General features: G+C 74.6%; 16 protein-coding genes. 4 read left to right on the forward strand and 12 right to left on the reverse strand.

Going from position 1 to position 22,513, the window contains the following annotated elements; translation table 11 throughout:
- The first annotated feature begins 402 nt into the window (after window positions 1-402).
- Complete coding sequence (locus tag K7862_RS07750) at window positions 403-882, forward strand: VOC family protein (protein WP_222961683.1); 480 nt, start codon at window positions 403-405, stop codon at window positions 880-882.
- A 154-nt stretch (window positions 883-1,036) separates the two neighbouring features.
- Here the strand turns inward: K7862_RS07750 and K7862_RS07755 are convergent, their stop codons facing one another.
- The 4 genes from K7862_RS07755 to K7862_RS07770 form a co-directional block, all read right to left on the reverse strand.
- Complete coding sequence (locus tag K7862_RS07755; protein WP_222961684.1) at window positions 1,037-4,723, reverse strand: hypothetical protein; 3,687 nt, start codon at window positions 4,721-4,723, stop codon at window positions 1,037-1,039.
- A gap of 176 nt (window positions 4,724-4,899) precedes the next feature.
- Window positions 4,900-5,424, reverse strand: a complete 525-nt coding sequence (locus K7862_RS07760; RefSeq protein ID WP_222961685.1) for a GerMN domain-containing protein — start codon at window positions 5,422-5,424, stop codon at window positions 4,900-4,902.
- A 151-nt stretch (window positions 5,425-5,575) separates the two neighbouring features.
- The gene (locus K7862_RS07765; protein WP_222961686.1) at window positions 5,576-7,114 is read right to left on the reverse strand and encodes a sensor histidine kinase; all 1,539 of its coding nucleotides are present in this window, start codon (window positions 7,112-7,114) and stop codon (window positions 5,576-5,578) included.
- Window positions 7,115-7,139: 25 nt separating this feature from the next.
- Window positions 7,140-7,820 carry a response regulator transcription factor gene (locus tag K7862_RS07770; protein ID WP_222961687.1) on the reverse strand — a complete coding sequence of 227 codons (681 nt, stop codon included), beginning with the start codon at window positions 7,818-7,820 and terminating at the stop codon, window positions 7,140-7,142.
- A 244-nt stretch (window positions 7,821-8,064) separates the two neighbouring features.
- On the opposite strand from K7862_RS07770, the gene K7862_RS07775 reads away from it, so the two are divergent.
- Window positions 8,065-8,931: a DUF3152 domain-containing protein gene (locus K7862_RS07775; RefSeq protein WP_222961688.1), complete on the forward strand. Its 867-nt coding sequence runs from the start codon at window positions 8,065-8,067 to the stop codon at window positions 8,929-8,931.
- A gap of 60 nt (window positions 8,932-8,991) precedes the next feature.
- On the opposite strand, the gene K7862_RS07780 is transcribed toward K7862_RS07775, so the two are convergent.
- Together K7862_RS07780 and K7862_RS07785 are read right to left on the reverse strand one after the other, a co-directional pair.
- Complete coding sequence (locus tag K7862_RS07780) at window positions 8,992-9,150, reverse strand: hypothetical protein (RefSeq protein WP_222961689.1); 159 nt, start codon at window positions 9,148-9,150, stop codon at window positions 8,992-8,994.
- A 30-nt stretch (window positions 9,151-9,180) separates the two neighbouring features.
- Complete coding sequence (locus K7862_RS07785) at window positions 9,181-10,110, reverse strand: RNA polymerase sigma-70 factor (RefSeq protein ID WP_222961690.1); 930 nt, start codon at window positions 10,108-10,110, stop codon at window positions 9,181-9,183.
- 246 nt (window positions 10,111-10,356) lie between these two features.
- On the opposite strand from K7862_RS07785, the gene K7862_RS07790 reads away from it, so the two are divergent.
- On the forward strand, window positions 10,357-10,836 hold the full coding sequence (locus tag K7862_RS07790) for a carboxymuconolactone decarboxylase family protein (RefSeq protein WP_222961691.1): 480 nt from the start codon (window positions 10,357-10,359) through the stop codon (window positions 10,834-10,836).
- A 66-nt stretch (window positions 10,837-10,902) separates the two neighbouring features.
- On the opposite strand, the gene K7862_RS07795 is transcribed toward K7862_RS07790, so the two are convergent.
- The 5 genes from K7862_RS07795 to K7862_RS07815 all read right to left on the reverse strand — a co-directional run bounded on the left by K7862_RS07795 (window position 10,903) and on the right by K7862_RS07815 (window position 18,916).
- The gene (locus tag K7862_RS07795; protein ID WP_222961692.1) at window positions 10,903-11,865 is read right to left on the reverse strand and encodes an RNA polymerase sigma-70 factor; all 963 of its coding nucleotides are present in this window, start codon (window positions 11,863-11,865) and stop codon (window positions 10,903-10,905) included.
- Complete coding sequence (locus K7862_RS07800) at window positions 11,862-12,800, reverse strand: NAD-dependent epimerase/dehydratase family protein (RefSeq protein ID WP_222961693.1); 939 nt, start codon at window positions 12,798-12,800, stop codon at window positions 11,862-11,864. The genes K7862_RS07795 and K7862_RS07800 overlap by 4 nt, the downstream gene beginning before the upstream one ends.
- A gap of 1,207 nt (window positions 12,801-14,007) precedes the next feature.
- The gene (lysA, locus tag K7862_RS07805; RefSeq protein ID WP_262412798.1) at window positions 14,008-15,501 is read right to left on the reverse strand and encodes a diaminopimelate decarboxylase; all 1,494 of its coding nucleotides are present in this window, start codon (window positions 15,499-15,501) and stop codon (window positions 14,008-14,010) included.
- A 12-nt stretch (window positions 15,502-15,513) separates the two neighbouring features.
- On the reverse strand, window positions 15,514-16,116 hold the full coding sequence (locus tag K7862_RS38420; RefSeq protein WP_222961694.1) for an SAV_915 family protein: 603 nt from the start codon (window positions 16,114-16,116) through the stop codon (window positions 15,514-15,516).
- Window positions 16,117-16,381: 265 nt separating this feature from the next.
- Window positions 16,382-18,916 carry an ABC transporter permease gene (locus tag K7862_RS07815; RefSeq protein ID WP_222961695.1) on the reverse strand — a complete coding sequence of 845 codons (2,535 nt, stop codon included), beginning with the start codon at window positions 18,914-18,916 and terminating at the stop codon, window positions 16,382-16,384.
- A 339-nt stretch (window positions 18,917-19,255) separates the two neighbouring features.
- Here K7862_RS07815 and K7862_RS07820 point away from each other — a divergent pair, with 339 nt between their 5' ends.
- A complete protein-coding gene (locus tag K7862_RS07820; protein ID WP_222961696.1) occupies window positions 19,256-21,424 on the forward strand; it encodes a DEAD/DEAH box helicase in 2,169 nt (722 codons plus the stop codon).
- A 203-nt stretch (window positions 21,425-21,627) separates the two neighbouring features.
- Here the strand turns inward: K7862_RS07820 and K7862_RS07825 are convergent, their stop codons facing one another.
- Window positions 21,628-22,428: a polysaccharide deacetylase family protein gene (locus tag K7862_RS07825; protein WP_222961697.1), complete on the reverse strand. Its 801-nt coding sequence runs from the start codon at window positions 22,426-22,428 to the stop codon at window positions 21,628-21,630.
- Window positions 22,429-22,513 lie beyond the last annotated feature (85 nt).

A 22,513-nucleotide genomic window follows, 5' to 3' on the forward strand; every position in this document is an offset into this window, starting at 1 on the left:
CGCTGGGCACGGGGGGATGGGATCTGCTGGGCACGTAACCTCTCCGGCGTTGCGGTACGCGTGCACGACCCGACGTGGAAGACAACGTTGTCAGGCCAACGCCGGAGCGGGCAGAGCGAGACGGCAGTGGACACGCGGGAGTATCTCCCGCCGTGTTCACGGACGTCCACCATCAGACACGGAGAATCCGTACGGCGGGCGAACGGAAGGGACACAGCGGGTGTTCGGGGGCGGCGGGGCTCGGCGCGGGCCGGGTGGGCGGCTCAGCGCGGCCGGGCAGGCGGCTCGGCGGGGGCCGGGTGGCTCGGCGCGCGGGCCGGAGCGGCGGCGCTTAGCTTGGAACGAGGGGGCGCCGGCGCACACCTGCGCGCACCACCGCCCACGACGCCCGGAGGCACAGACATGACGGAGAGCGGTCCGTACATCGACTACGAGAATCTCCCGGCGCCGCAAGAGGGCTTCGTGGCCACGCTGTTCATCACCGTCCGCCACGTCGCGCGCTCGCGGGAGTTCTACTCGAAGGTGCTGGGCGGCACGGTTGTGCTCGAGGAGAACCCGTGCATCGTGAAGCTCGCCAACACCTGGATCCTGATGAACCCCGGCGGCCCGCCGACGCCCGACAAGCCCGGCATCACCGTCGCCGACTACGAGCCCGGTGACACGACGTCGATCTTCCTCAACCTGCGCGTCGCCGACATCGACGCCTGCTACCGGCTGTGGTCCGAGCGGGGGGCGGAGTTCGTCACGCCGCCGATCGACCGCGGGGCGGAGATCCGCTGCTACATGCGCGACCCCGACGGCTATCTCATCGAGGTCGGCCAAGCCACGGGTGTCCTCACGGGGCACCTGGCGAAGAAGCGGCCCGAGGACCTGCCCGGCTGAGCCCGCAGCGGGCCGCCGGAGCGGTTGCGCGGGCCGGTGGCGGCTGCACCGGCGTTCAGCGGTGCGACGGCCGAAGGGCCCCGCCTGGTGGCGGGGCCCTTCGGGACGTGCGGCCGGCCGTGCGGCCGGGACTCGGTGAGCGGAATTCAGTGCTTCAGTGCTTCACTGCCGGCTTGTGCCGGAGACCGACCATCCAGGACGGCTTGCTGATGGTCAGCGGCCCGCCTCCCTTCGTGGGCGGCGCCGCCGTCACCGTGTAGCCGCCCGGCAGGTAGCCGGTCGACCGGGTGCCGGAGGTGTAGCCCGCGAGGTCGAGGACGACGTCGTACCGGCCCGGCGTCAGGCCGCGGGTGCTGAGCACGACGGTCAGCGTGGTGCCGTCGGCACTGACGCTGACGGGTGTCGCCATCGGGTCGTAGCTGGACCGGATGCCGCCCTGTGCCAGGCCGACGTCGGTGCCCAGGTTCAAGTTGGTGCCGTGGAGCACCACCTTGTTGTCCCTCTCCGCCGGTCCCGCCGCCGGCGACAGCGACGTCACGTCCGCGGGCTTGGGCGACGTCGAGCACTGCGAGCGGCACACGCCCTGCATCGTGTACGGCAGGGGGAGTGTGCTCCCGCCCGGGCTGACGATGACCACCACCTGGGTCGCGGGGGCGCCGCCGCTGACCGAGCAGTGGAAGTCGTACCCGTAGCTCGAACCGCCGCACTGGTAGGCGTAGTCGATGGCCGTGCCGTTCCAGTTGGCGCTGCTGAACATGTCCACCGACGGCCCGGCCGCGGGGTTGCCGTCCACCAGGTAGACGTCGAAGGACTGCCGGGGCTTGACCTGCATGACCCCGCAGTAGGCCGTCGAGGTCTCGGTGAGGCTACCGCTGCGCGGCGCGAACCCGTCCGCGGACAGGGAGTTGGCCGTGCACTGCGACGCCCATCCCGTGGCCGTCCCGACCCGCCAGGTGTCGACCCGCGCGGGGATCGACGTGCCCGTGTAGCCGGCGGCGAGAACGGCGACCACGTAGGAGGCCGAGCCGCTCACCCGGCACCCGGAGCCGTGCTGCCAGCACACGATCGTCCCGGTGGAGTCCATGACGAGGAGCTCCGCGCCGGTCTTCGCGGGCGCGGCCGGAGTCCGCACCGACAGCCACAGCTTGTCGGTGGTGGCCGCCTGGACGCGCAGGCAGCGGGAGTCCAGCGCCGAGGTGAAGGTGTAACCGGTCGACGCGCCGCCGACGGTGAGCGACGCCGGGGCGGCGCAGGCCGCCGACGACGACACGTCACGGCGCACGAGGTGGTACGTGTCGACCGTGCCCGTGCCCACCAGGACCGCCGTGTAGGCGACGCCGGCGGTGAACCGGCACGTCGTCGTGGAGCTCGCGATGCTCGAACACACCTGGTTGCCCGCCGCGTCGAACACCCGTACCGAAGCGTCGAGTCGGTTGGCGGTGTTGGCGAAGTCGAACAGCTCGGCCGTGGAGTGGCCGTTCGCGGGGAGCGTCAGGCAGGCGGTCTGCGCCGTCGCGGTGAGCTTGACGGGCGTACCGGCCGAGGCCCCGAACGGGGTCTGCGGCCACCCGGCGCAGCCTCCCGCGTCACCGGTCCGCTGGACGGTCAGCCGGTACACCCGGGGCACCGGCGCCGTCACCACGACGTGGAAGGGAGCCGTGCCGGTCAGCTTGCAGACGGCGAAGGAGTACTCGTTCTCGCACTGCTGGACGCCCTTCGCGTCGTACACCGTCTCGACCGGGACCATCCCGTCGTCGGCCGCGGCGGGCACCAGGTAGACGCCGTTGCCGGACGCGGTGGGAAGGGTGAGGCAGTCGCGCACCCCCGCCGCGCTGAGATCGAGGCTCACCGGGCCGCTGACGAAGCCCCGGTCGGACGCCGCCACGCAGCCCGCGGTCTGTGCCGGGGACACGAAGACCGGGGCGAACGGGGTGTCGTCGAGGTAGCCGGGCCGGAAGACCATGGCGTACGTGCCGGCGGCGGGGAAGGTGCAGGACGCGGCGCCCTGCGCGCAGAACCGGGTGCCGTCCAGGTGGTACACGCCCGTGCCGCCCACGTCGTAGGTACCGGCGGCGGGCACCTGCAGAAGCCAGCACGGGTCGGTGGAGGTGGCCGGCGCGGTGCCGTACACCTGCGGGTGCAGCGCGGTGCAGCCGGCGGGGTCCGACAGCCGGGCGATCCGCATCGTGTACGAGCCGGTGAACCCGTACATCGTGTGGCTGATCACCCGGTAGGGGCCGGACCCGGTGAGGACGCACCCGTCCTGGCTGCTGCCGTCACCGGTGCTCGTGGAACAACTCGGCGCGCCCGACGGGTCGACGATCGTCGAGGTGAGCTGACCGTACACGTCGGTGCCGGCGCTGAGGTCGATCCGGTCGCCGGCCGCGGCGTCGAAGGACTGGCAGTCCACCTGCACCGCGGAGGTGAACGACCGGTGCAGCAGCGGCAGGTCGTAGGAGGTGCCGACGCTCGCCGCGCACCCGCCGGTGGAGGCCAGCGGCACCAGCGACACGGTGTAGGGGGCGTCTTCGTAGCGCGACGCGTTCTCGATCAGGACGGTGTACGTGCCGGCGCCCGGCAGCGAGGAGCACGTCACGTCCTCGCTGCTGTCGTAGCAGGCCGGATCGCCCTGCGCGGTCAGCAGCTGCCAGGACGCGCCGCCACTGGTGGACTCCCCGCCCTGGAGGGACACCATCGTGAGCCCGCCCGGCAGCGTCACGGTGCGGCACTGCAGGCCGCCGACGGGCAGCGTCCCGGTCGCCACGGCGGAACCCGGGTCGCCGAACGGCGCCGCCGCGAGCGTCGCGCAACCGGCCGGATGCGACAGGCGGTTCACGGACAGCGTCCAGGACGCGGCCTGCGCGTAGCTGTCCTCCAGGAGCATCCGGTAGGGAGCGGTGCCGGACAGCGCGCAGGTGTCCCCGTACTGCCCGACACCGCAGACGACCGTGCCGGTCGCGTCGTAGACGGTGGCCTGGACCTCGTACGACAGGCCGCCCACCCGCAGCGCGTCGCCGCTCGCCACGCCGTCGTCGAGGCCGTAGCACGCGGAGGCGGCGCCCGCGGCGAGCGAACCGGTCTTCGGCGCGCTGCCGAAGGCCAGGTCGGACGCGGTGATCGGGGTGCACGCGGAAGACTTCAGCGAGGAGACCGCGAGGGTGTAACCGCCGCTGCCGTACTGGTCGTCGACCACGAGGGTGTAGCCGCCGGCCGCACCCGTGGCGCAGGTCCTGACGGAGACCCCGGAGAAGCAGGACACGGCGGTGCCGTCCGGACCGGTGAGCGAGGCGTTGACCTGGGCGCCGGAGGTCGCGACGAGCTGGATCGTGAGCTGGTCGTCGGCCGCCGAGGTGGTCACTGTGTACGCGTCGCTGCCGCCGGACGCGATCGCGTCGCAGGCGTGCACGGTGTCGAACGCCAACGGGCCGCCGCACGAGGCGTCCTGGGTGTCGCGCGGGGAAGCCGAGGCGAGGGCGCGGGCCGCGGCCTTCGCGCGCAGAGCCTTGAGCTGCGCGGCCGACGGCCTGGCGGCTGCGGGCTTCGTGCCGGACGGCTTCTGCCCTGCGGGGTGCCCCGCGGGCGGGGCGGACGCCGGACGGGTCGTGGGGCCGGACGTGGGCCGGCCGGGCGTGGTGCGGCCGGGCGCCGGCGGCTTCGCCGTGGCCTTGTGCACCGAGGCTCTCGCCGCGGCTCGTGCGGTCGCCGCTCCGGTGCTGGCGTAGGTCGGCCCCGCCCAGCCGATGAGCGCGACGGCGGCGCTGGTGACCAGTGCCGTGATCGCGGCGGCGCTCGTTCTCCTGCGGCGCGTCTGGTGGCGCCCGGCAGTGGGCCATGGAGTCATACGGTTCCCCCCCTGGGAAACACAGGCCCGGCCCCCATGACGACCACAGGGGCCACTCAGGGCGCGCAAAGCTTAGCGAGCACCGACGACAGACGGGTAAGGAATTCGCTGTCGCCAGGCGCGCGTTCGCCCCCCCCAGGCCGGGACCTGACCCGCGCGTGGTCCGTCGGGCCCCGCTACCGCGGGCAGGCCGGGTCGGACTGGGTGTGGTGCCAGGGCGAGCCGTGGAGGGCGACGCGGACCGTGACCGAGGCGGAGGCGGCCTCGGAGGGGGTGGGGGCCGGGACGGCCGTTCCGGGGATCGAGCCGCCCACCCGGGGCTGGGCGAGGTGTGGGGCGCCGCCGCTCAGCCGGTACGCGGTCGCGGCCGTGCAGACGAGCTGGCGGACCCCCGCGGAGTCGGGCGCGGCCGTCCCGGCCGGGAGCGTCAGCGTGACCGTGCCGTCCTGAAGGCGGACCTGGACCGGCGAGGTGAGGTGCGGCAGGCGCGTCGTGAGGTCGGGCCGTCCCGCCGCGCCGGGTCCGGCGAAGAGCAGATGGACGGCCGCCGCCACCGGATCCGCGTCGCCCGCGATCTTCTCCTGAGCGGCCTGGAGCCGGTCGCCGTCCAGGAAGTAGACGACGACGCGGTCCGCCGCGACCGGGACCGCGGGCAGCCCGCTCGCCGGCATCCCCACGTCGACGACGCCGGTCGTGGGCACACCGCATCCCGCGATCAGAACGGCCGCCGCACCGGCTCCGGCGCCCGCGACCGCCACCCGCCGCCGCCCTCCGAGGCCCGTGCGAGTCCTCGCCCCCCTCACGGCCTCCACTCCTTCATCCCGCTCCTCCCGCTCATCGCGCTCATCCCGCTCATCCCCTTCCGTCGCCGCGGCCGGCGGGCAGGTCGACGGTGAAGACGGCACCGCCCGCGGCGCCGTTCTCCGCGCGGATGCGGCCCCCGTGCAGCCGGACGTTCTCCGCGGTGATGGCCAGCCCGAGCCCGCTGCTCTCGCTGCGCGTCCGGGCCGAACTCGCCTTGTAGAAGCGCTCGAAGACGTGCGGCAGCGCGTCCGGGGCGATGCCGGGGCCGCTGTCGGCGACGACCAGCCGCACCCACGACCGCTCCCCCGCCGCACGCGCGAACCCGGCCGTCCCCGCGGCTCCCGCCGTCCCCGCGGCTCCCGCCTTCGCCGCGTCCCCCGCCCCCGGTTCGCGGTGCGCCGTCAGCGTGACGGTGACCGGTGGCGCGCCGTGCCGCAGCGCGTTGCCGACGAGGTTGGCCACCACCACGTCGAACCGCCGCGGGTCGACCGGCGTCCGCAGCGCGCCGGGCGGGGGCAGCCGTACCGTCACCCGGTCCTGCCAGCCCCGGGCGGCCAGCGTCCGCCGCACCGACTCGGCCATGTCGATCTCGTCCAGGTGGAGTTCGGCCGCGCCCGCGTCGAACCGGGAGATCTCCATGAGGTCGTTGACGAGCCGGACCAGTCGCTCGGTCTCCTCACCGATGAGCTGGACGGCCTCGGCCGTGCCGTGTTCGAGGTGCACCGCCTCGTCGTCCAGGACGTCGGTGACCGCGGACATCGCGGCCAGCGGCGTGCGCAGTTCGTGGGAGACGTCGGCGACGAAGCGCCGTGCCTGCGCCTCCATCCGCCGCAGTTCCGAGACGGAACGCTCCAGCGCGACGGCCGTCTCGTTGAACGCGGCCGACAGGTCGGCGAGTTCGTCCGAACCGTGCACGCTGAGCCGGGTGTCGAGGTGGCCGTCGGCCATCCGCCGGGTGGCCTGGCGCAGCGCCCGCACCGGCCGCAGCACCCCGCGGGCGACGAACAGCGCCAGCAGCACGGCCAGGCCGAGCGCGGGCAGCGCGGCGCGTTCGACGGCCGAGACCAGCGTGCTCACGTACCGCTGTTCCGTGGTCTGCGGCACCACGAGGTAGAGCGCGAGCCCGGAGTCGGCGCGGGAGCCGGTGCCGTCCGCGAAGACGACGGGCAGCCCGACCACGAGCGCCGACGCGCCTCCGCTGTGCACCCGCTGGAAGACGGCCACCGACCGGGTCTCCACGGAGTGGCGCAGGGCGGCGGTGAGTTCGCCGAAGTCGTCGCCGGCCTCGGACGGCGCCTCCACGCCGCGGTAGGTGGCCAGCACCCGCCAGTGCTGGGAGCGGTGCGTGGAGGCCAGGCTGAACACCAGGGAGCCGAGCTGGGCCCGGTCGGGCTGCGACGGGACGTCGGGCAGCAACGCGTCGACGCTGTCCCGGAACTGGTTGACCACGGTGTCCTGGCTCTGCTGGAGCACGCCGGTGCGGGCCTCGCGGAAGGTGAGGGCGCCGGTGCCGAGCGCGCTCACCACGGCGATCAGGCCGAAGCCGGCGACGAGACGGAACCGCAGACTGCGGACCGCTTCGGGCATCCTGACCATGGCCGGTGTCCCGCCGTCACGCGGCGCGGAAGCGGTAGCCGAAGCCGCGCACCGTCTCGATGTGGCCGGAGTCCCCGCCGAGCTTGCCGCGCAGCCGCTTGACGCAGGCGTCCACCAGCCGGACGTCCCCGTGATAGCTGTGCTCCCACACCTGCTCCAGCAGTTGCTGGCGGCTGAGGACCTGGCCGGGCGCGTCCGACAGGGCGAGCAGCAGGCGCAGTTCGGAGGGGGCGAGCGGCACCGGCTCGCCGCGGTGGGTGACGACCAGGGCGGCCCGGTCGATGGCGAGGTCGCCGTAGGTGCGCGGCCGCGGCCGGGTGCGGCCCTCCGTGTCGGGGGCGGTGCGGCGCAGCACGGCCCGCATCCGCGCCTCCAGCACACTCGCGCGCACCGGTTTGACGACGTAGTCGTCGGCGCCCGCCTCCAGGCCGACCACCACGTCGATGTCGTCGCCGCGAGCGGTCACGATGATGATCGGCACCTGGTCGTGCTCGCGTATCCGGCGGCACACGTCGAGCCCGGGTATGCCGGGCAGCATCAGGTCGAGCACCACGACGTCCGGCCGGTGCGAGCGCAGGAGGGTCAGCCCCTCCTCGCCGGTGGGCGCGGCGGCGACGTCGTGCCCGCGGTGACGCAGCGCCCATTCCACGCCCCGCCGGACGGCGGGGTCGTCTTCGATGAGCAGTACGCGGGACACCGCCTCAGTATGCGCAGGGCGCGGCGCGGGCGGGTCTCCGGTTCCGTCCCGGGGCGGGTTTGTTGCAGAACGGTCACATGGACGGTGGCACCGTCACCGGCCCCCATCAGGCAGCATGCGTCCGCACGTTATGCATTCGTGACCGAACGGACCAGGAGTCATCATCTGCTCTCGCGAGCCTGAGGCCACGACCGCCGGTCAGCCGGCGGGGAGTTGACCGAAGAGCGACGGAGGGGACGGGGACATGGGCGGGGCGCGCGGCAGAAGTGCCAAGCGGGGCGGGCGGCGCGGCGCGCGGCGCTCGGGCGGCGGGTCGTACGTCGTGCTGGGGCTGATCTTCCTTGCCCTGCTCGGGGTGACGCTCTATGTGGTGAAGGCCGGCGGGCACGCGGGGGCGGCGGAGGCGCGGAACGGCCCGCCGGGGCCGGGGGACGGCACGGTCCCCGCCACGGCCGGGGCCTCGGACGCGGCGTCCGGCGCGTCGTCGAGCGCGAAGCCGCACCGCACGACGCCCGGCAGCCCCGCGGCACCCACCACCCCGGACGTCCCCGGCCACGGCACCGGCGACTTCAGCACCGCCGACGCCGCCGGGAAGGCCGTGGGGCAGGGCACGATCCGGCGCTACAAGGTCGAGGTCGAGGGCGGCACGGGCATCTCGGCGGCCGCCGCTGCCCACGAGATCCAGGGGATCCTCGCCGACCCCCGCGGCTGGACCGACGACGGCCGTGACGGCTTCCAGCTCGTGTCCTCCGGGCCCGCCGACTTCGTGATCAAGATCGCCACGCCGGACACCGTGGACGCGATCTGCGGCGCCGCGGGCCTGCACACGCACGGCGAGGTGAACTGCGACGTCGGGCCGACCGTCGTGGTCAACCTCAAGCGCTGGCAGCTGGGTTCACCCCAGTTCCCGGGGCCGATCCACGGCTACCGCGCGCTGATCATCAACCACGAGGTCGGCCACAGGATCGGCCACGGCCACGAGGGGTGCCCGGGACCCGGCCGGCTCGCGCCGGTCATGATGCAGCAGATCGACGGGCTGCACGGCTGCAGGGCCAACGCCTGGCCCTACGACGCGTCCGGCCACTACATCCAGGGGCCTTCCGTCCCCTGACCCCCTGGCCCGGGGCCCTGGGGCGACCACGACGCCCGGTCGCCGCCGAAGGGACCGCTCCTACCGCATCTCGAAGACCGGCCCTCGCGGGGCGAACGGCAGGCGGGCGCCGCGCGGCAGCAGGAAGGCGTGCTCGCGCCGCACCCTGAGCACGTCGCACTCGCCGTCGGTGATCAGCAGCACCGGGGCCCCTGGCGGGAAGTCGTCGGCGCCGAGCATTACCGGTTCTGAGCGGTTCTCAGTGGACCTTCAGCGCCGCATCGCGGTCTCCCGCTCGACCCGCGACAGCTTCTCCGGATTGCGCACGTTGTAGATCCCGGTGATCAGCCCGTCGTCGATCCGGATGGTCACGACGCCCTCGATCACGCCGTCCACCCGGATGACCAGGCCGGCCCGGCCGTTGACCTCGACCGCCTCGACGTCCGCGCGGCCGGCGAACCGCGGCAGGCCCTCGGACAGCACCCGGCCCACCTCCTGGGCGCCGCGCAGCGGCTGCGGCGCGGCCTCGCGGACACCGCCGCCGTCACCGAGGGCGACCACGTCGGGTGCGAGCAGCGCGATCAGGTTCCGCAGGTCGCCGGTCTCGACGGCCTGCTGGAAGGCCGCGAGCGCGCGGCGGGTCTCGTCCGGGGAGACCGGCCCGCGCGGCCGGCGGGCGGCGACGTGGGCCCGCGCGCGGTGCGCGATCTGCCGGACCGCGGCCGGTGTCTTGTCGACGGCCTCCGCGATCTCCGCGTACTCCAGGTCGAACACGTCGCGCAGCACGAACACGGCCCGCTCGGTGGGCGTCAGCGTCTCCAGCACCAGCAGCATGGCCGTGGACACGGAGTCGGCGAGTTCGACGTCCTCGGCGACGTCCGGGGCGGTGAGCAGCGGCTCGGGCAGCCACGGCCCGACGTACGTCTCCTTGCGCCGGGCCAGGGTCCGCAGCCGGCTCAGCGCCTGGCGGGTGGCGATCCTGACCAGGTAGGCGCGGTGGTCGCGCACGGTGGCGGCGTCGACGCCGACCCAGCGCAGCCAGGTCTCCTGGAGGACGTCCTCCGCGTCCGCCGCCGAGCCGAGGATCTCGTAGGCGACGGTGAACAGCAGGCTCCGGTGGCGGACGTAGGCGTCGGTGGCCCAGTCCCGGCCGTCGTCCGGAGCGAGCGGCCCGGTCGCGTCCGTCGTTCGCTCGCTCATCGCCTGACTCCTGCCCGTTCGCGTGCCGTGGTGGTGCCGGCGGCCACTGGCTCCCGCCCCCTGGCGCTCCCCCCCGACCGCCCGCCAGTGGCCGCCGATCACAGGACTCCGGTGCGCGCCGCTTTGTGACACCTGGAGATCGTGGCGCAGGTCACATTCCCACACCGTCACAGGGGCCGGATCGTTGGCATCTTGTGTTCGTTCCGTGCCAGGAGCACACAAAACGTCACAGGTAAGGATGAAACGATGGAACCCCGCTTCAACCTGCTCGACAGCCCCACCGCCGCGAAGGCCGCCAAGCGGTTCTACAGCGCCTCGCTGGCCCTGCGGGAGTCGACGCTGCCGCGGAGCCTGCAGGAACTGGTGTCGCTGCGGGCCAGCCAGATCAACGGCTGCGGCTGGTGCGTGGACATCCACGTCAAGGAGGCGACGGACATCGGCGAGACCCCGCTGCGCCTGCATCTGGTAGCCGCCTGGCGGCACAGCACGGTCTTCACCGAGGCCGAAAGGGCGGCCCTGGCGTTCACCGAGGAGGCCACGCGGCTGGCCGGCGGCCAGGGCGTCTCCGACGCGACCTGGGAAGCGGTCCGCAAGCACTTCGACGACGACGCCCTGGGCACCCTCGTCTACGTCATCGCCATGATCAACGCGTCGAACCGGATGAGCATGGCCGTCAACATGCAGGGCGGCACCTACGAGCGCGGGATGTTCGGCGCCCTGGAGTGACCCCCCGCCGGAAAGCACGCGGCCGTCCCCCCGGAGGCGGGACGGCCGCGGCGCCACGAGCGCGGGTCAGTCGCCGCGCCCGGGGCTCCGGCGGTCGCCGGACAGGTGGATGGCCAGGTCCTTGGTCAGGTGGGCCTTGCGGTTGAGGGCCAGGGTGTCGGCCACCGGCCCGAGGTGGGCCAGCTTGTCGGGGTTGCTGACCGAGCGGATGGCCTGGATGCGGCCGTCGTAGATGTCCAGGGTCCAGGTGTTGAGGACCTTGCCCTCGCCGTCGCGGAAGATCCCGCCGGGGTGGCCGTTCATCTCGCGCGCCTCGACGGTTCCGCCGACCCGCACGAACAGGTCCGCGAGCCCGCCGATCACCCGGGTGACGTTGTCCAGGCCCAGGAACTCGTCGGCCACGCGCGGGGCCTTGCCGCCGCTGTCGCCGACCAGCGTGACGTCCGCGGCCAGGAGTTCGGCGAGCCCGTCGACGTCCCCGACCCGGAACGCGTCGAAGAAGCGCCCGGCCAGCTCCTCACGCTCCCTGCGGTCCGCCTCGAACCGCGGCCGGCCCTCGTCCATGTGCCGGCGCGCCCGCACCGCGAGCTGCCGGCACGCGGCCTCGGAACGGCCCACCGACGAGGCGATCTCCGGGAACCCGAAGCCGAAGACCTCACGCAGCACGAACACCGCCCGCTCCAGCGGGCTGAGCCGCTCCAGCAGCAGCAGCGCGGCCATCGACACCGAGTCGGCCAGCTCGGCCGAACGCTCGGGGTCCTCGTAGGGGTCGGTCAGCAGCGGCTCGGGGAACCACGGCCCGACGTACTCCTCGCGCCGCACCCGCGCCGAGCGCAGCACGTCGATCGACACCCGCGTCACCACCGCCGACAAGAAGGCCTTGACGGAGGTCGGTTGGGTGGAGGACGCGGCGTACCGCAGCCACGTCTCCTGCACGGCGTCCTCGGCCTCGCTCACGCTCCCGAGGATCCGGTACGCGATCGAGAACAATAACGAACGGAGATCTTCGAATTCCTCGGCCCGCGTCACGCCAGCTCCTCCTTGAAGCCCTGCCGCCACGAGGGGTACCTCAGCTCCCAGCCCAACTCCCGCTTCGCCTTGGCGTTGGAGAAGCCGCGCCCCTCCGTCATCATAATCACCACCACCTTCCCGGCCAGGACGCGGGCCAGCCACGGGGGCACTCGCATGGGCTTCTTCGCGCCCGCGCACTCCGCCAGGTACGGCAACCACGCGCTCGCCGGGGCCGGTTCGTCGTCCACGATGTTGAACACGCCCCGGGCCTTCTGCTCCAGCGCCAGCACGGTCGCCCGGGCGGCGTCGTCCAGGTGCACCCAGGAGGCGTAGCCCGAACCGTCCCCCACCAGCGGGAACTTGCGCAGCCTGATCAGCTCCACCTGGTCGTCGATGGCACCCGGCCCGTAGAATCCGCCGTACCGCAGCACCGCTCCGCCCGCCTTGACCACCACGTCCTCGACATGGCGGAGCGCCTCCATCGACGACTGCGCCGCGGTGCCCACCTCCATGTCCAGCGGGTCCTCCTCGGTCTTGACCCAGCCGCCCTGCCGCAGGCCGTTCCAGTTGGCGTAGCCCTGCGCGATGACGTGGTCGACGCCGTTGGCCTCGGCCGCCGCCAGCAGGTGGTTCGTGCCCTCCGTGCGCAGGCGGATGGTGGGTTCGGCCCACCGGTCGAAGTGCTTGAGGTCGGGCTTGCCGGCGTGCTTCAGCGAGATCCCGGTCATCTGGTGGATGATCGCCTCCGGCCGGGCGCCGCCCACCGCCTCGGCGACGGACGCCGCGTCCAGGCCGTCCATGACGACGCCCTTGGCGCCCAGCGCCTCAACCACCTCCAGTTTGGCCGCGCTCGTCGTCGTAGCGATCACCTCGTGCCCCGCGGCCACCAGTTGCGGCACCAGCCGCCGCCCCAGCACCCCGGCCCCGCCTGCCACGAACACCCGCACAGCCATCACCTTCCCGATCACGGAATGTCAGGATTTCTCTCTACCATCCCGGACAGTTCGGGGCGATCTGGTGGGGGGCGCGTCGGGAGTGAAGAAGCGCAGCGCGCGGCAGAGCTACGGCGGATTCTCCGGGGCCGTACTCCCCGGGTGCCCGGGGGGCTGGTCCGGGCCGCGCCGGGGCTGCCTGTGCGGGGGTGCTGGTCCGGGCTGCGCCGGGGCTGCCTGTGCGGGGGCCCGTGCTGCGCCGGAGGCCGGAAGTGCCCGGGGGCCGGATGCTGGTCCGAGCTGCGCCGGAGGCCGGGAGTGCCCGAGGCCCGGGGCCGGTCCGGGCCGCGCCAGGAGCCGGAAGTGCCCGAGGCCCGGGGCCGGTCCGGGCCGCGCCAGGAGCCGGAAGTGCCCGAGGCCCGGACGCTGGTCCGAGCTGCGCCGGAGGCCGGGAGTGCCCGAGGCCCGGGGCCGGTCCGGGCCGCGCCAGGAGCCGGAAGTGCCCGGGGGCCGGTCCAGGCTGTGCCGGGGCTGCCTGTGCGGGGGCCCGTGCTGCGCCGGAGGCCGGGAGTGCCCGAGGCCCGGGGCCGGTCCGGGCCGCGCCAGGAGCCGGAAGTGCCCGAGGCCCGGGGCCGGTCCGGGCCGCGCCAGGAGCCGGAAGTGCCCGAGGCCCGGGGCCGGTCCGGGCCGCGCCAGGAGCCGGAAGTGCCCGGGGGCCGGGGCGGGCTGTGCCGGAGGCCGGAGTGCCCGGGGCCGGGATGCCCGGGTGCTGATCCGGGCTGCGCCGGGAGCCCGGAGTGCACAGGGGACGGGGGCTGGCCCGGACTGCGCCGGAGCCGGTACCGGCTCCCGGGCGAGGGGGTCGGCTGGACAGAGCCGGACGGTCCAGCGCCTCGGGCGGGGGCTGGGCAGGAAAGAGCCGGGCGGCCCCGGCTCCCCCGTTGATGGGCCCAGGCGGGCCCGAACCCCCGGAGTCGTACGGCCTGACGGCACCGGGACGGGCGCCCGAACTCCCCAGGCGAGGAAGGCCGGGCGCGACGCAACGGTGCTGCCCGGGGCTCCCCGGGTGACGGAAGGCCCGGTCGGGCGGTGCCGGGAGCCGAGCCCGAGGCCGGAGTGCGTGTGCAGGCTGCGCCCGAGACCGGATCCCCGGGGGAGGGAGGCCTGACGCGGCGGCCCCAGCTCACCGTCCGGCGGGCGGAGGCAAGGACCCAGGCCCCCCGGGGGGTCAGAGGCCCACGTCGCGGTTGCGGATGTCGGCGAGGGACTCGCGGCGGACCAGGAGGCGGACGCGGCCGTTGTCGACGGCCACCACGGGCGGGCGGCCGACCATGTTGTAGCCGGAGGCCATCGAGACGTGGTACGCCCCGGCCGCGGGCACGGCGAGCAGGTCGCCGGGCCGGAGGTCGGACGGCAGCGGCACGTCCGCGGCCAGCACGTCACCCGCCTCGCAGTGCCGGCCGACGACCGTGACCAGCGCGGGACGGGCGGTGGACACGCGGCCGGCCAGCCGGGGCGCGTACCGCACCCCGTACAGCGCGGGCCGCGGGTTGTCGCTCATCCCGCCGTCGACGGCCACGAACGTCGTCCCGCCGGTGCGTTTGACGACCAGCACCCGGTACAGGGCCACGCCCGCGGGACCGGCGATCGCGCGGCCGGGCTCGACGGTCAGCCGCGGCACGGCGAGGCCCGCCGCCGCGCAGCTCTCCGCCAGCTCGGCGTAGACCTTGCGCGCCAGCACGCCGATGTCCAGCTCGGGTTCACCGGGCCGGTAGCCGATGCCGTGGCCGCCGCCGAGGTCGAGCTGCGGCAACTGGACGCCGTGCGTGTCCCGCACCCGCGCGAGCAGCCCCACCATCCGCCGTACCGCGGCCAGATACGGCTTGACCGTGGTGATCTGCGAACCCAAGTGGCAGTGCAGGCCCACCAGTTCCAGGCGCGGCTGCTCCAGCACCCGGGCGATGACGTGCTGGGCGGAACCGTCGGCGATGGACAGGCCGAACTTCTGGTCGTCGGTACCGGTCCGCACATGGGCGTGGCCGCCCGCCGCGATCCCCGGCACCACCCGGACGAGCACCTTCTGCCGGCTCTCCGGCGCCACCGACGCGGCCAGCCTGGGCACTTCGGACGGGCTGTCGACGACGATGCGGCCGACGCGCAGCCGCAGCGCGGCGTTCAGGTCCTCCGGGCTCTTGGCGTTGCCGTGCAGCAGGATGCGCTCCGGCGGGAAGCCGGTGGTGACCGCGAGCTCCAACTCGCCCGCGGAGCAGACGTCCAGGCCCAGGCCCTCCTCCTGCACCCAGTGCGCCATGGCCCGGCACAGGAACGCCTTCGCGGCGTAGACGACGTCCGCGTTCGGGAACGCGCGCAGGTACGCCCGGCAGCGCTCGCGGACCTCGGCCTCGTCCACCAGGTAGACGGGCGTGCCGTGGCGTTCGGCGACCTCGCCGAGCGGTACGCCGCCGACCGCGAGTCCCGCGCCCGGCAGGACGCGGGTGGACGCCGGCCAGGGCGCGGCGACCGGCTCCTCGCTCACCGGCGGCACGGAGGCCGGCACCGGGGTCACGGGGTCGCCCGGGCCGCCGGGGTGGGCCGGGGTCGCGGGAGATCCGGGGTTCGCGGGATTCCCCGGCGACGCCGGGGACACCCGGGACACCGGAGTCACCGGGCTCACCGGCTTCGCCGCCCCCGACGGGTTCGCCGGGGGCATCACTGTGGTCATGACGGCACCTCCTCAGCCGATCCAGAGAGTGAGCGCTTCGACGGCGGCGGCCATCGCGGTGACCCGCAGGACGCCGACCATCTGCGGGTCCCAGCGCCGTTCCGCCTTGCGTGCGGCGGCCGCGGCCGGCGCGGCCCGGAGAGCGGGCGCCTTGGCGAGCGCGGGCCTCTTGGCGAGCGCGGGCGCGGCCCGCAGGGCGGGAGCCGGCCTCGGGACCGCGCCGGGTACGGAGGCAGCGACGGGGCCGGGGGAAGGAGCCCTGACCAGGTCCGCCACCGCGGCGGGCGACGGCCGTGCGGGCAGCGGCCCGGCCTCGTCCCCGTTCCGCACCGCCGGGGCCGCGAGTTGCGGGTCCACCGTGAGGGTGGTGACGCCGAGCGGCTCGGCAAGGGACCGCAGCGCCGGCACGGACAACCTCGTGCAGGCCTGGTCCGGACCGAGGACCTCGGTCATCCGGCGGTGGGACGTGAACCCGACGGCCGTACGGTCGCCGAGCGGCGTCCGGAACATCCGGGCCGCGATACCGAAGGGTCCCGGCCGGACGGGAACGTAGAGCAGTCCGGCCGGGAGTCGATCGGCGGGCTCCGGATCGTCCGTGGACAGCGTGTCGGTCATGGGAGGCTCCTTCGAACGCGAAGGCCGACCGCGGGGGTCGAGCGCTGAGGTCCCCGGGCCGGGAAGGAAGCCCGGGGCACGTCAGTGACGGTATGTCCGCCCGGGCCGCCCCTCGGCCCCCTCCTGACGCACCCCTGACGGCCGGCCCTCCGGCATTAGCGCGACGCTGACGCCGGCGCGTCCGCCCGTCCCTCCGTCCCCCCTCCGCGTGCCCGTTCCGCGCCCCGCGCTCACCGGACGCCGCCCGTTCCCGCAGGTCACGCCCCTACTCCGCCGCCGTCACCACCTCCACCGGGCGCGGGCGCAGCGCCACCCGGCCCGGCAGGGCGACCGCGGGCAGGGCCAGCACGGCCGCGAGTGCCACGACGCCGCCGTACGGCAGGGCCCGGAACGCCGGGGCCGGGCTGCCGGTCATGCCCGTGCTGAAGGCGGTGAGCACGGCCAGGGCGATGGCGCTGCCCAGCGCCGCGGCCAGCACCACGACGGCCGCGCCCTCGCAGGCGAGCATGCGCAGGACCTGACGCCGTCCGGCCCCGGCCAGCCGCAGCCGGGCGAACTCGCGCACGCGTTCCGCGGTCGACATCGCCAGCGTGTTCACCGCGGCGATCGCGGTGAAGACCAGGACCAGGCCCATGGCCAGGAACTGCGCCTCGGCGTTGGACCGCCGCACCCGTGTCGTCAGCGCGTCCGCCGCCCGGCCGGGGGCGAGCACGCGCACGCCGGGGAAGGCGCGGACGGCCGCGGTCAGGGCGGCCGCTTCGGTCCGGGCGTCCCCGCGCACCAGGACAGCGGCGGCCAGCGGGTCGTCGACGTGCCGTGCCACCACGTCGTGGGCCAGGGTCAGGTCGCCGAAACCGAGCCCGCGGGCGTACACCGCGGCCACCGTCAGGGTCACCCGGGTGCCGTCGCCGAGCGTCACCGGCAGTGTGTCGCCGGGCCGCAGACCGCGTGCCCGGGCGGCCGTCTCGCTCACCGCGACGCTGCCGTCGCCGAAGTGCGCCAGGGTGCCGGAGACGACGTCCGGGTCCCAGGTGCGGGTCGGCGCGGCCGAAGTGACGCCCTGCGCGGGGTACTTGTCGAGGCCGACGCGGACGGTGGTCCGCACCACCTCGGTGACCGCGGTGACACCGGGGACCTTCCGTACGGCGTCCGCGGCGGCGCCGGGCACGCCGAGGCCGTCGGAGACCAGCGTCCAGTCGCCGTGCGTGCCAGCGGCCGCCTGGCGGTGGGCCGCCTGCCCGAGCGTCGACTGCGTGAACAGCACGGTCGAGGCCATGGCGACGAGCAGGGCGAGCGGCGTGACGGCGGCGGCCGTCCGGACCGCGTTGCCGCGCAGGTTGCGGCGCGCCAGGACGCCGGGGAAGCGGGCCAGCCGCAGCGGCCCGGCCAGCAGCGCCGCACCCGCCCGCACCAGCGCCGGACCGAGCAGCGAGACGGCCGCGGCGAGGACGACGACGGCGAGGAAGGTCACCGGGGTCGCGGCCGGCTCGGTGTCGAGCGCGCTCAGGACGCCGACGAGGGCGCCGCCGCCGGCCAGCAGCACCAGACCGGCGACCGTACGGCCGCCCGAGCGCCGGGGCTCCAGCACGGCCTCGGCCAGCGCCTGGGCAGGGGTGATCCGGGTGATGCGGCGCGCGGAGATCCGGGCCGCGGCCCACGCACCCGCGGTCGTCGTCAGGACGCCGGCCGCGACGGGGACGAACCCGACGGCGGGACGCAGCGTGTCCGGGATCGTGCCCATGGCCACGAAGCGGCCCAACAGCCAGTGCGCCAGGGGAAGCCCGGCCAGCGAGCCGAGGACGCCCGCAGCCGCGCCGACGAGCAGCGCCTCCCGGCCGACCAGCCGCCGCAGTTGGCGGGCGGTGGCGGCGACGGCCCGCAGCAGGGCGAGTTCGCGGTAACGCTGCCGCAGCGACAGGGCGAAGGTGCCGACGACCACCAGCACGGCGACGAGCAGGGCGGTGCCGCCGATCGCACCTCCCATGCTGACGAGTTGGACGCGTGCGCGGGCGGCGTCGGGGAACTCCACCGAGCCGCGGCCGTCGCCGCTGTGGAGCTGGGCGGTGGTGCCGGCAAACGCCGTCCGCAGCACGTCGGGGTCCAGGACGCGGCCGGACGCGGGCAGCACCCCGATGGCGGCGACCTGGCCCGGGTGGGCGGCCAGCCGCTCGGCCTCGGCAGGGCTGAAGAACAGGCTGGTCTGGTCGGCGAGGTCCCCGCCGGCCGCGGTGGCGATCCCGCTCACCCGGTACGTGCGGGGGGCCGCGGTCGACTGGACGGTGAGGTGGTCGCCGGGTTTCAGGTGCGCCCGGGCGGCGAGTTCACGGTCGACGACGACATCGGTCGGGGCTTTCGGGGCGCTGCCGGCGCTCAGGGTGAACGGGGTGAGCCGGGCGGATTCCCAACTGTGGCCGTACGCCGTCCTGCCCGTCGCCGGGACGCCCACCGGGGCTGCGGGGAAGGTCAGTTCGGGCACCGCCGCGGCCACGCCGGGGACCCGGGCGATCCGGGCGGTCAGGGCGGCGGGCAGCCAGGCGCGCTCGGCGAGCGGCTTGGCCTTGTGCTTGACCTTCGTCTTGCCCTTCTTGTGCTTGACGGTCGTCTGGTGGACGTTCTGATCGGCGGCGACGACGAGGGGGGCGGCGGCGTACCGCTCGGTCGCGACGGTGCCGCGCAGGCCGGTCTCCAGGAGGCCGCCGCAGGCGGTGACGAGGGCGGCGGCGCAGAACAGGGCGACGAAGGCGCCGAGGAAGCCGGTTCTGCGGGCTTGCAGGGTTCTCAGGGCGAGGCGCATCAGCATGGGGCGGTCCTTGGGCGGGGTGGCCGCACCGTGCGGGACGGTGCGGTGGCCGTCGAGCCCGGCCTGCTCCCACCCTGCGGCACGCAGCGCCCCCGCACACTGGAGTGGTCCCGCCCCTCCCAGTAGGGCCAGCCCCCTCCCCCGGCGTCGGGCCCACGTCCTGCCCGCTCGCGGCGCGTTCCCGACTGCTGCGCCGTCGTGCCTTGTCGCGCTGGGGGCACCACCCACCGGGCGGAGGACGGGAACGCACACCCGGGGGCACCCCGGAAGCCGTATCCCCCGGACGGGGGAAGCGGGTGAAAGGATGGCCCGCGCACTAATGCGGTGAAAGGGACCGGCATGAGCCATGCCGACAACGGCACGCACCAGCACCGACGCACCACCCTGCACGCGGCGGACCAGCTGGCCCACGCCGCCCGCGCCCTCGCAGAGGATCACGCCCGGGCGGTCGACGCCGCACGCACCCCTCTCGACGCCCTCCGCGCCGACCTCGCCAGGCGCGACCTCGCGAAGATCCCGGTCGCCCGGCTGAAGGACGTCACCGAGGGCCGTCTGCGGCTGGCCGCGATCGAGTCCGCCGGGTACGCCACCGTCGCGCACGTGCTGGACGCCGGCCGCTACGAACTGCGCCGCATACCCGGCGTCGGTCCGCAGACCGCGGACCAGGCGGTGGCCGCGGCCGGCCAGATCGCGGCCGCGGTCGAGGAGGCCGTGACCGTCCGCATCGACATGGACGACCGGGACCCCCGGACCACCGCCCTGCTCGTCGCCCTGCACCGCCTGGTCGAGGCCGGCCCCGAGGCGCGCCGTGCCGTGGACACCGCCGCGAAGCTCGGCCCGGAGCTGGAGGCGCTGCTCGCGCAGGCCAGGCCCGCGGCGTCGCGCGTCCGGCTGTGGCTGAAGGGCCGCACGGCCCGCGAACTCGCCCTGTCCGCGGCCGCCCGCGTCCAGGCATTGCAGGCGCAGGCCGAACGCGATGGCGTACCGGAGCTGTTCGCCCAGTCCTCCGTGGACCTGCTGCGCGGCCCGGCCGACGCGATCGAGGCGTGGGTCGACTTCGAGGTGCGGTCGGCGGAGTACTACAACCTGCTCGCCGAGCTGTCGGGACAGGGCCCCGACCCGGCCGCGGCCGAGGGCTTCCTGCCGTCCGAGATCGCCGACCGCGTCCGGGAGCAGCCGCTGGACGACACCCACCGCCGCGTGTCGCTGCGCGGCTACCAGTCGTTCGGCGCGCGGTTCGCCCTGGCCCAGCGGCGGGTCATCCTCGGCGACGAGATGGGGCTCGGCAAGACCGTCCAGGCGATCGCCGCGCTCGCCCACCTCGCGGCCCGCGGCCGTACCCATTTCCTCGTGGTGTGCCCGGCCGGCGTCCTCGTCAACTGGACGCGGGAGATCCGGACCCGCAGCACCCTGCGGGCCGTCGCCCTGCACGGCCCGGACCGGCACGACGCGTTCGCCGAGTGGCGCACCCGCGGCGGCGTCGCCGTCACCACGTACGACGCGCTGCGCGGCTTCCCCGCGCTCCCCGCGGCCGACGGCGGCGACGACGTGGCGATGCTGGTCGTCGACGAGGCCCACTACGTCAAGAACCCGGAGACCCGCAGGTCCCGCGCGGTCGCCGAGTGGACCGCGCACTGCGAGCGCGTGCTGTTCCTGACCGGCACCCCGATGGAGAACCGGGTCGCCGAGTTCCGCAGCCTCGTCCGCTTCCTGCAGCCCGGTCTCGTCCCCGACGTGGACGCGGCGGACGGCGCCGCCGGATCCCAGGCGTTCCGGGCCGCGGTCGCGCCGGCCTATCTGCGGCGCAACCAGGAGGACGTGCTGACCGAACTCCCGTCCCTGGTCCGCACCGACGAGTGGCAGGAGCTGAGCGCCGCCGACCAGGACGCCTACCGCGACGCCGTGCTCAGCGGCAACTTCATGGCCATGCGGCGGGCGGCCTTCGCCCAGCCCGAGAAGTCGGCGAAGCTGGCGCGGCTGCGGGACATCGTCGCCGAGGCGGCGGGCAACGGCCTGAAGGTCGTCGTCTTCTCGTTCTTCCGCGACGTGCTCGCGGCGGTCGAGCGGGCGCTCGGCCCGGACGACGTCCACGGTCCGCTGTCCGGAGGACAGTCACCGGCCCGACGCCAGGCGCTCGTCGACGCGTTCAGCGCGGTGCGGGGGCACGCGGTGCTGCTCGCGCAGATCGAGGCGGGCGGGGTCGGCCTGAACCTCCAGGCCGCGTCCGTGGTCATCCTCTGCGAGCCGCAGGTCAAGCCGACGATCGAGCATCAGGCGGTGGCCCGGGCGCACCGCATGGGGCAGGTGCGGGCGGTGCAGGTCCATCGGTTGCTCTCCACCACCGGGGTGGACCAGCGGTTACTGGCGATCCTGGAGTCGAAGGGGCGGCTTTTCGATGCGTATGCGCGGCGCAGTGAGGTGGCCGCGGTTGCGCCCGAGGCGGTGGACGTCTCCGACGTGGGGATCGCTCAGCGCATCGTCGCCGAGGAGCAGCTCCGCCTCTCCTGAAGCCTTGCAGCCTGCCGCTGGGCTCCCCGAGCCCGTCCCCCGGGCTGCCCCGGCCTCGACTCCCGGGCTGCCCCTGGCCCTTGTTCGCCGTCTGCCGCGCCGTCGTGGCTGTTCGCGTTGGGGGCACCTCCCACCGGCGGACAGCCGGGAACGCGCACCCGGGGGCACCCCCGAATCCGTACCGCACTACCCAGCGGGAGGCACTACTTGTAGACCTTGCCCGGCACCGGCGCCCCCGGCGCCAGCAGCTGGGACACCGTCACGAACGTGTACCCCCGGGCCTGGAGGGCCGACACGATGCCGGGTACCGCCGCGACCGTGCCGTTGTAGCCCTGGTTGGTGGGGTCCACCAGATCGTGGAGCAGGATGATCCCGTCCGGCTTCGTCTGCTGCAGTATCCGCTTGGTGATCAGCGCCGAGTCCGTCGTGCGGTAGTCCGCCCCGTTGGCGCTCCACTCGACCTCCGCCATGCCGAGGTCCTTGGCGATCGCCGTGACGGTGCTGCTGGTACGGCCCTGCGGGGGCCGCAGCAGGGTGGGGCGGACTCCCGTGACCTTCTCCACCGCGTCCGCTCCCTCGGTGATCTCCTTGCGCACCTCGGCCTTGCTGATCTTCGTGAGTATCTGGTGCGACCAGGTCAGCGTCTCTATCTCGTGGCCGTCGGCGGCCATCTGCCGCACCATCTCCGGGTGCACCATGACGTGGTTCTTGCCGAGGGTGAAGAACGTGGCGTGCACGTGGTACTTGCGGAGGATGGCGAGGATCTGCGGGGTCCGCACGCTGGGCCCGGCGTCGAACGTCAGCGCCACGCACTTGATCTTCCGGCAGTCGACCGAGCCGCTGGGGCCCGAGGCGAACGCGGCCCTGCCGGCGGTCGTCGGGTGCTGGCGGGCGGAGGCCGGCGCCGTCGCGTCGTAGCCGTTGCAGCCGGCGAGGCCGAGGGCGAGCGCGCCGGTGGTGACGAGCGCGGCCAGTCCGCGGGCCGGTGTGATGGTACGACGCATGCGGGTTCCCCCTGTGTCGGCGAGGGCCCGCACGCGCGGACCGCCGGGAACTATACACAGGGCGTATACATGCCCCGGCCCCCGG

It is taken from the genome of Actinacidiphila acidipaludis (assembly GCF_019890725.1).
Taxonomy (GTDB): domain Bacteria; phylum Actinomycetota; class Actinomycetes; order Streptomycetales; family Streptomycetaceae; genus Actinacidiphila; species Actinacidiphila acidipaludis.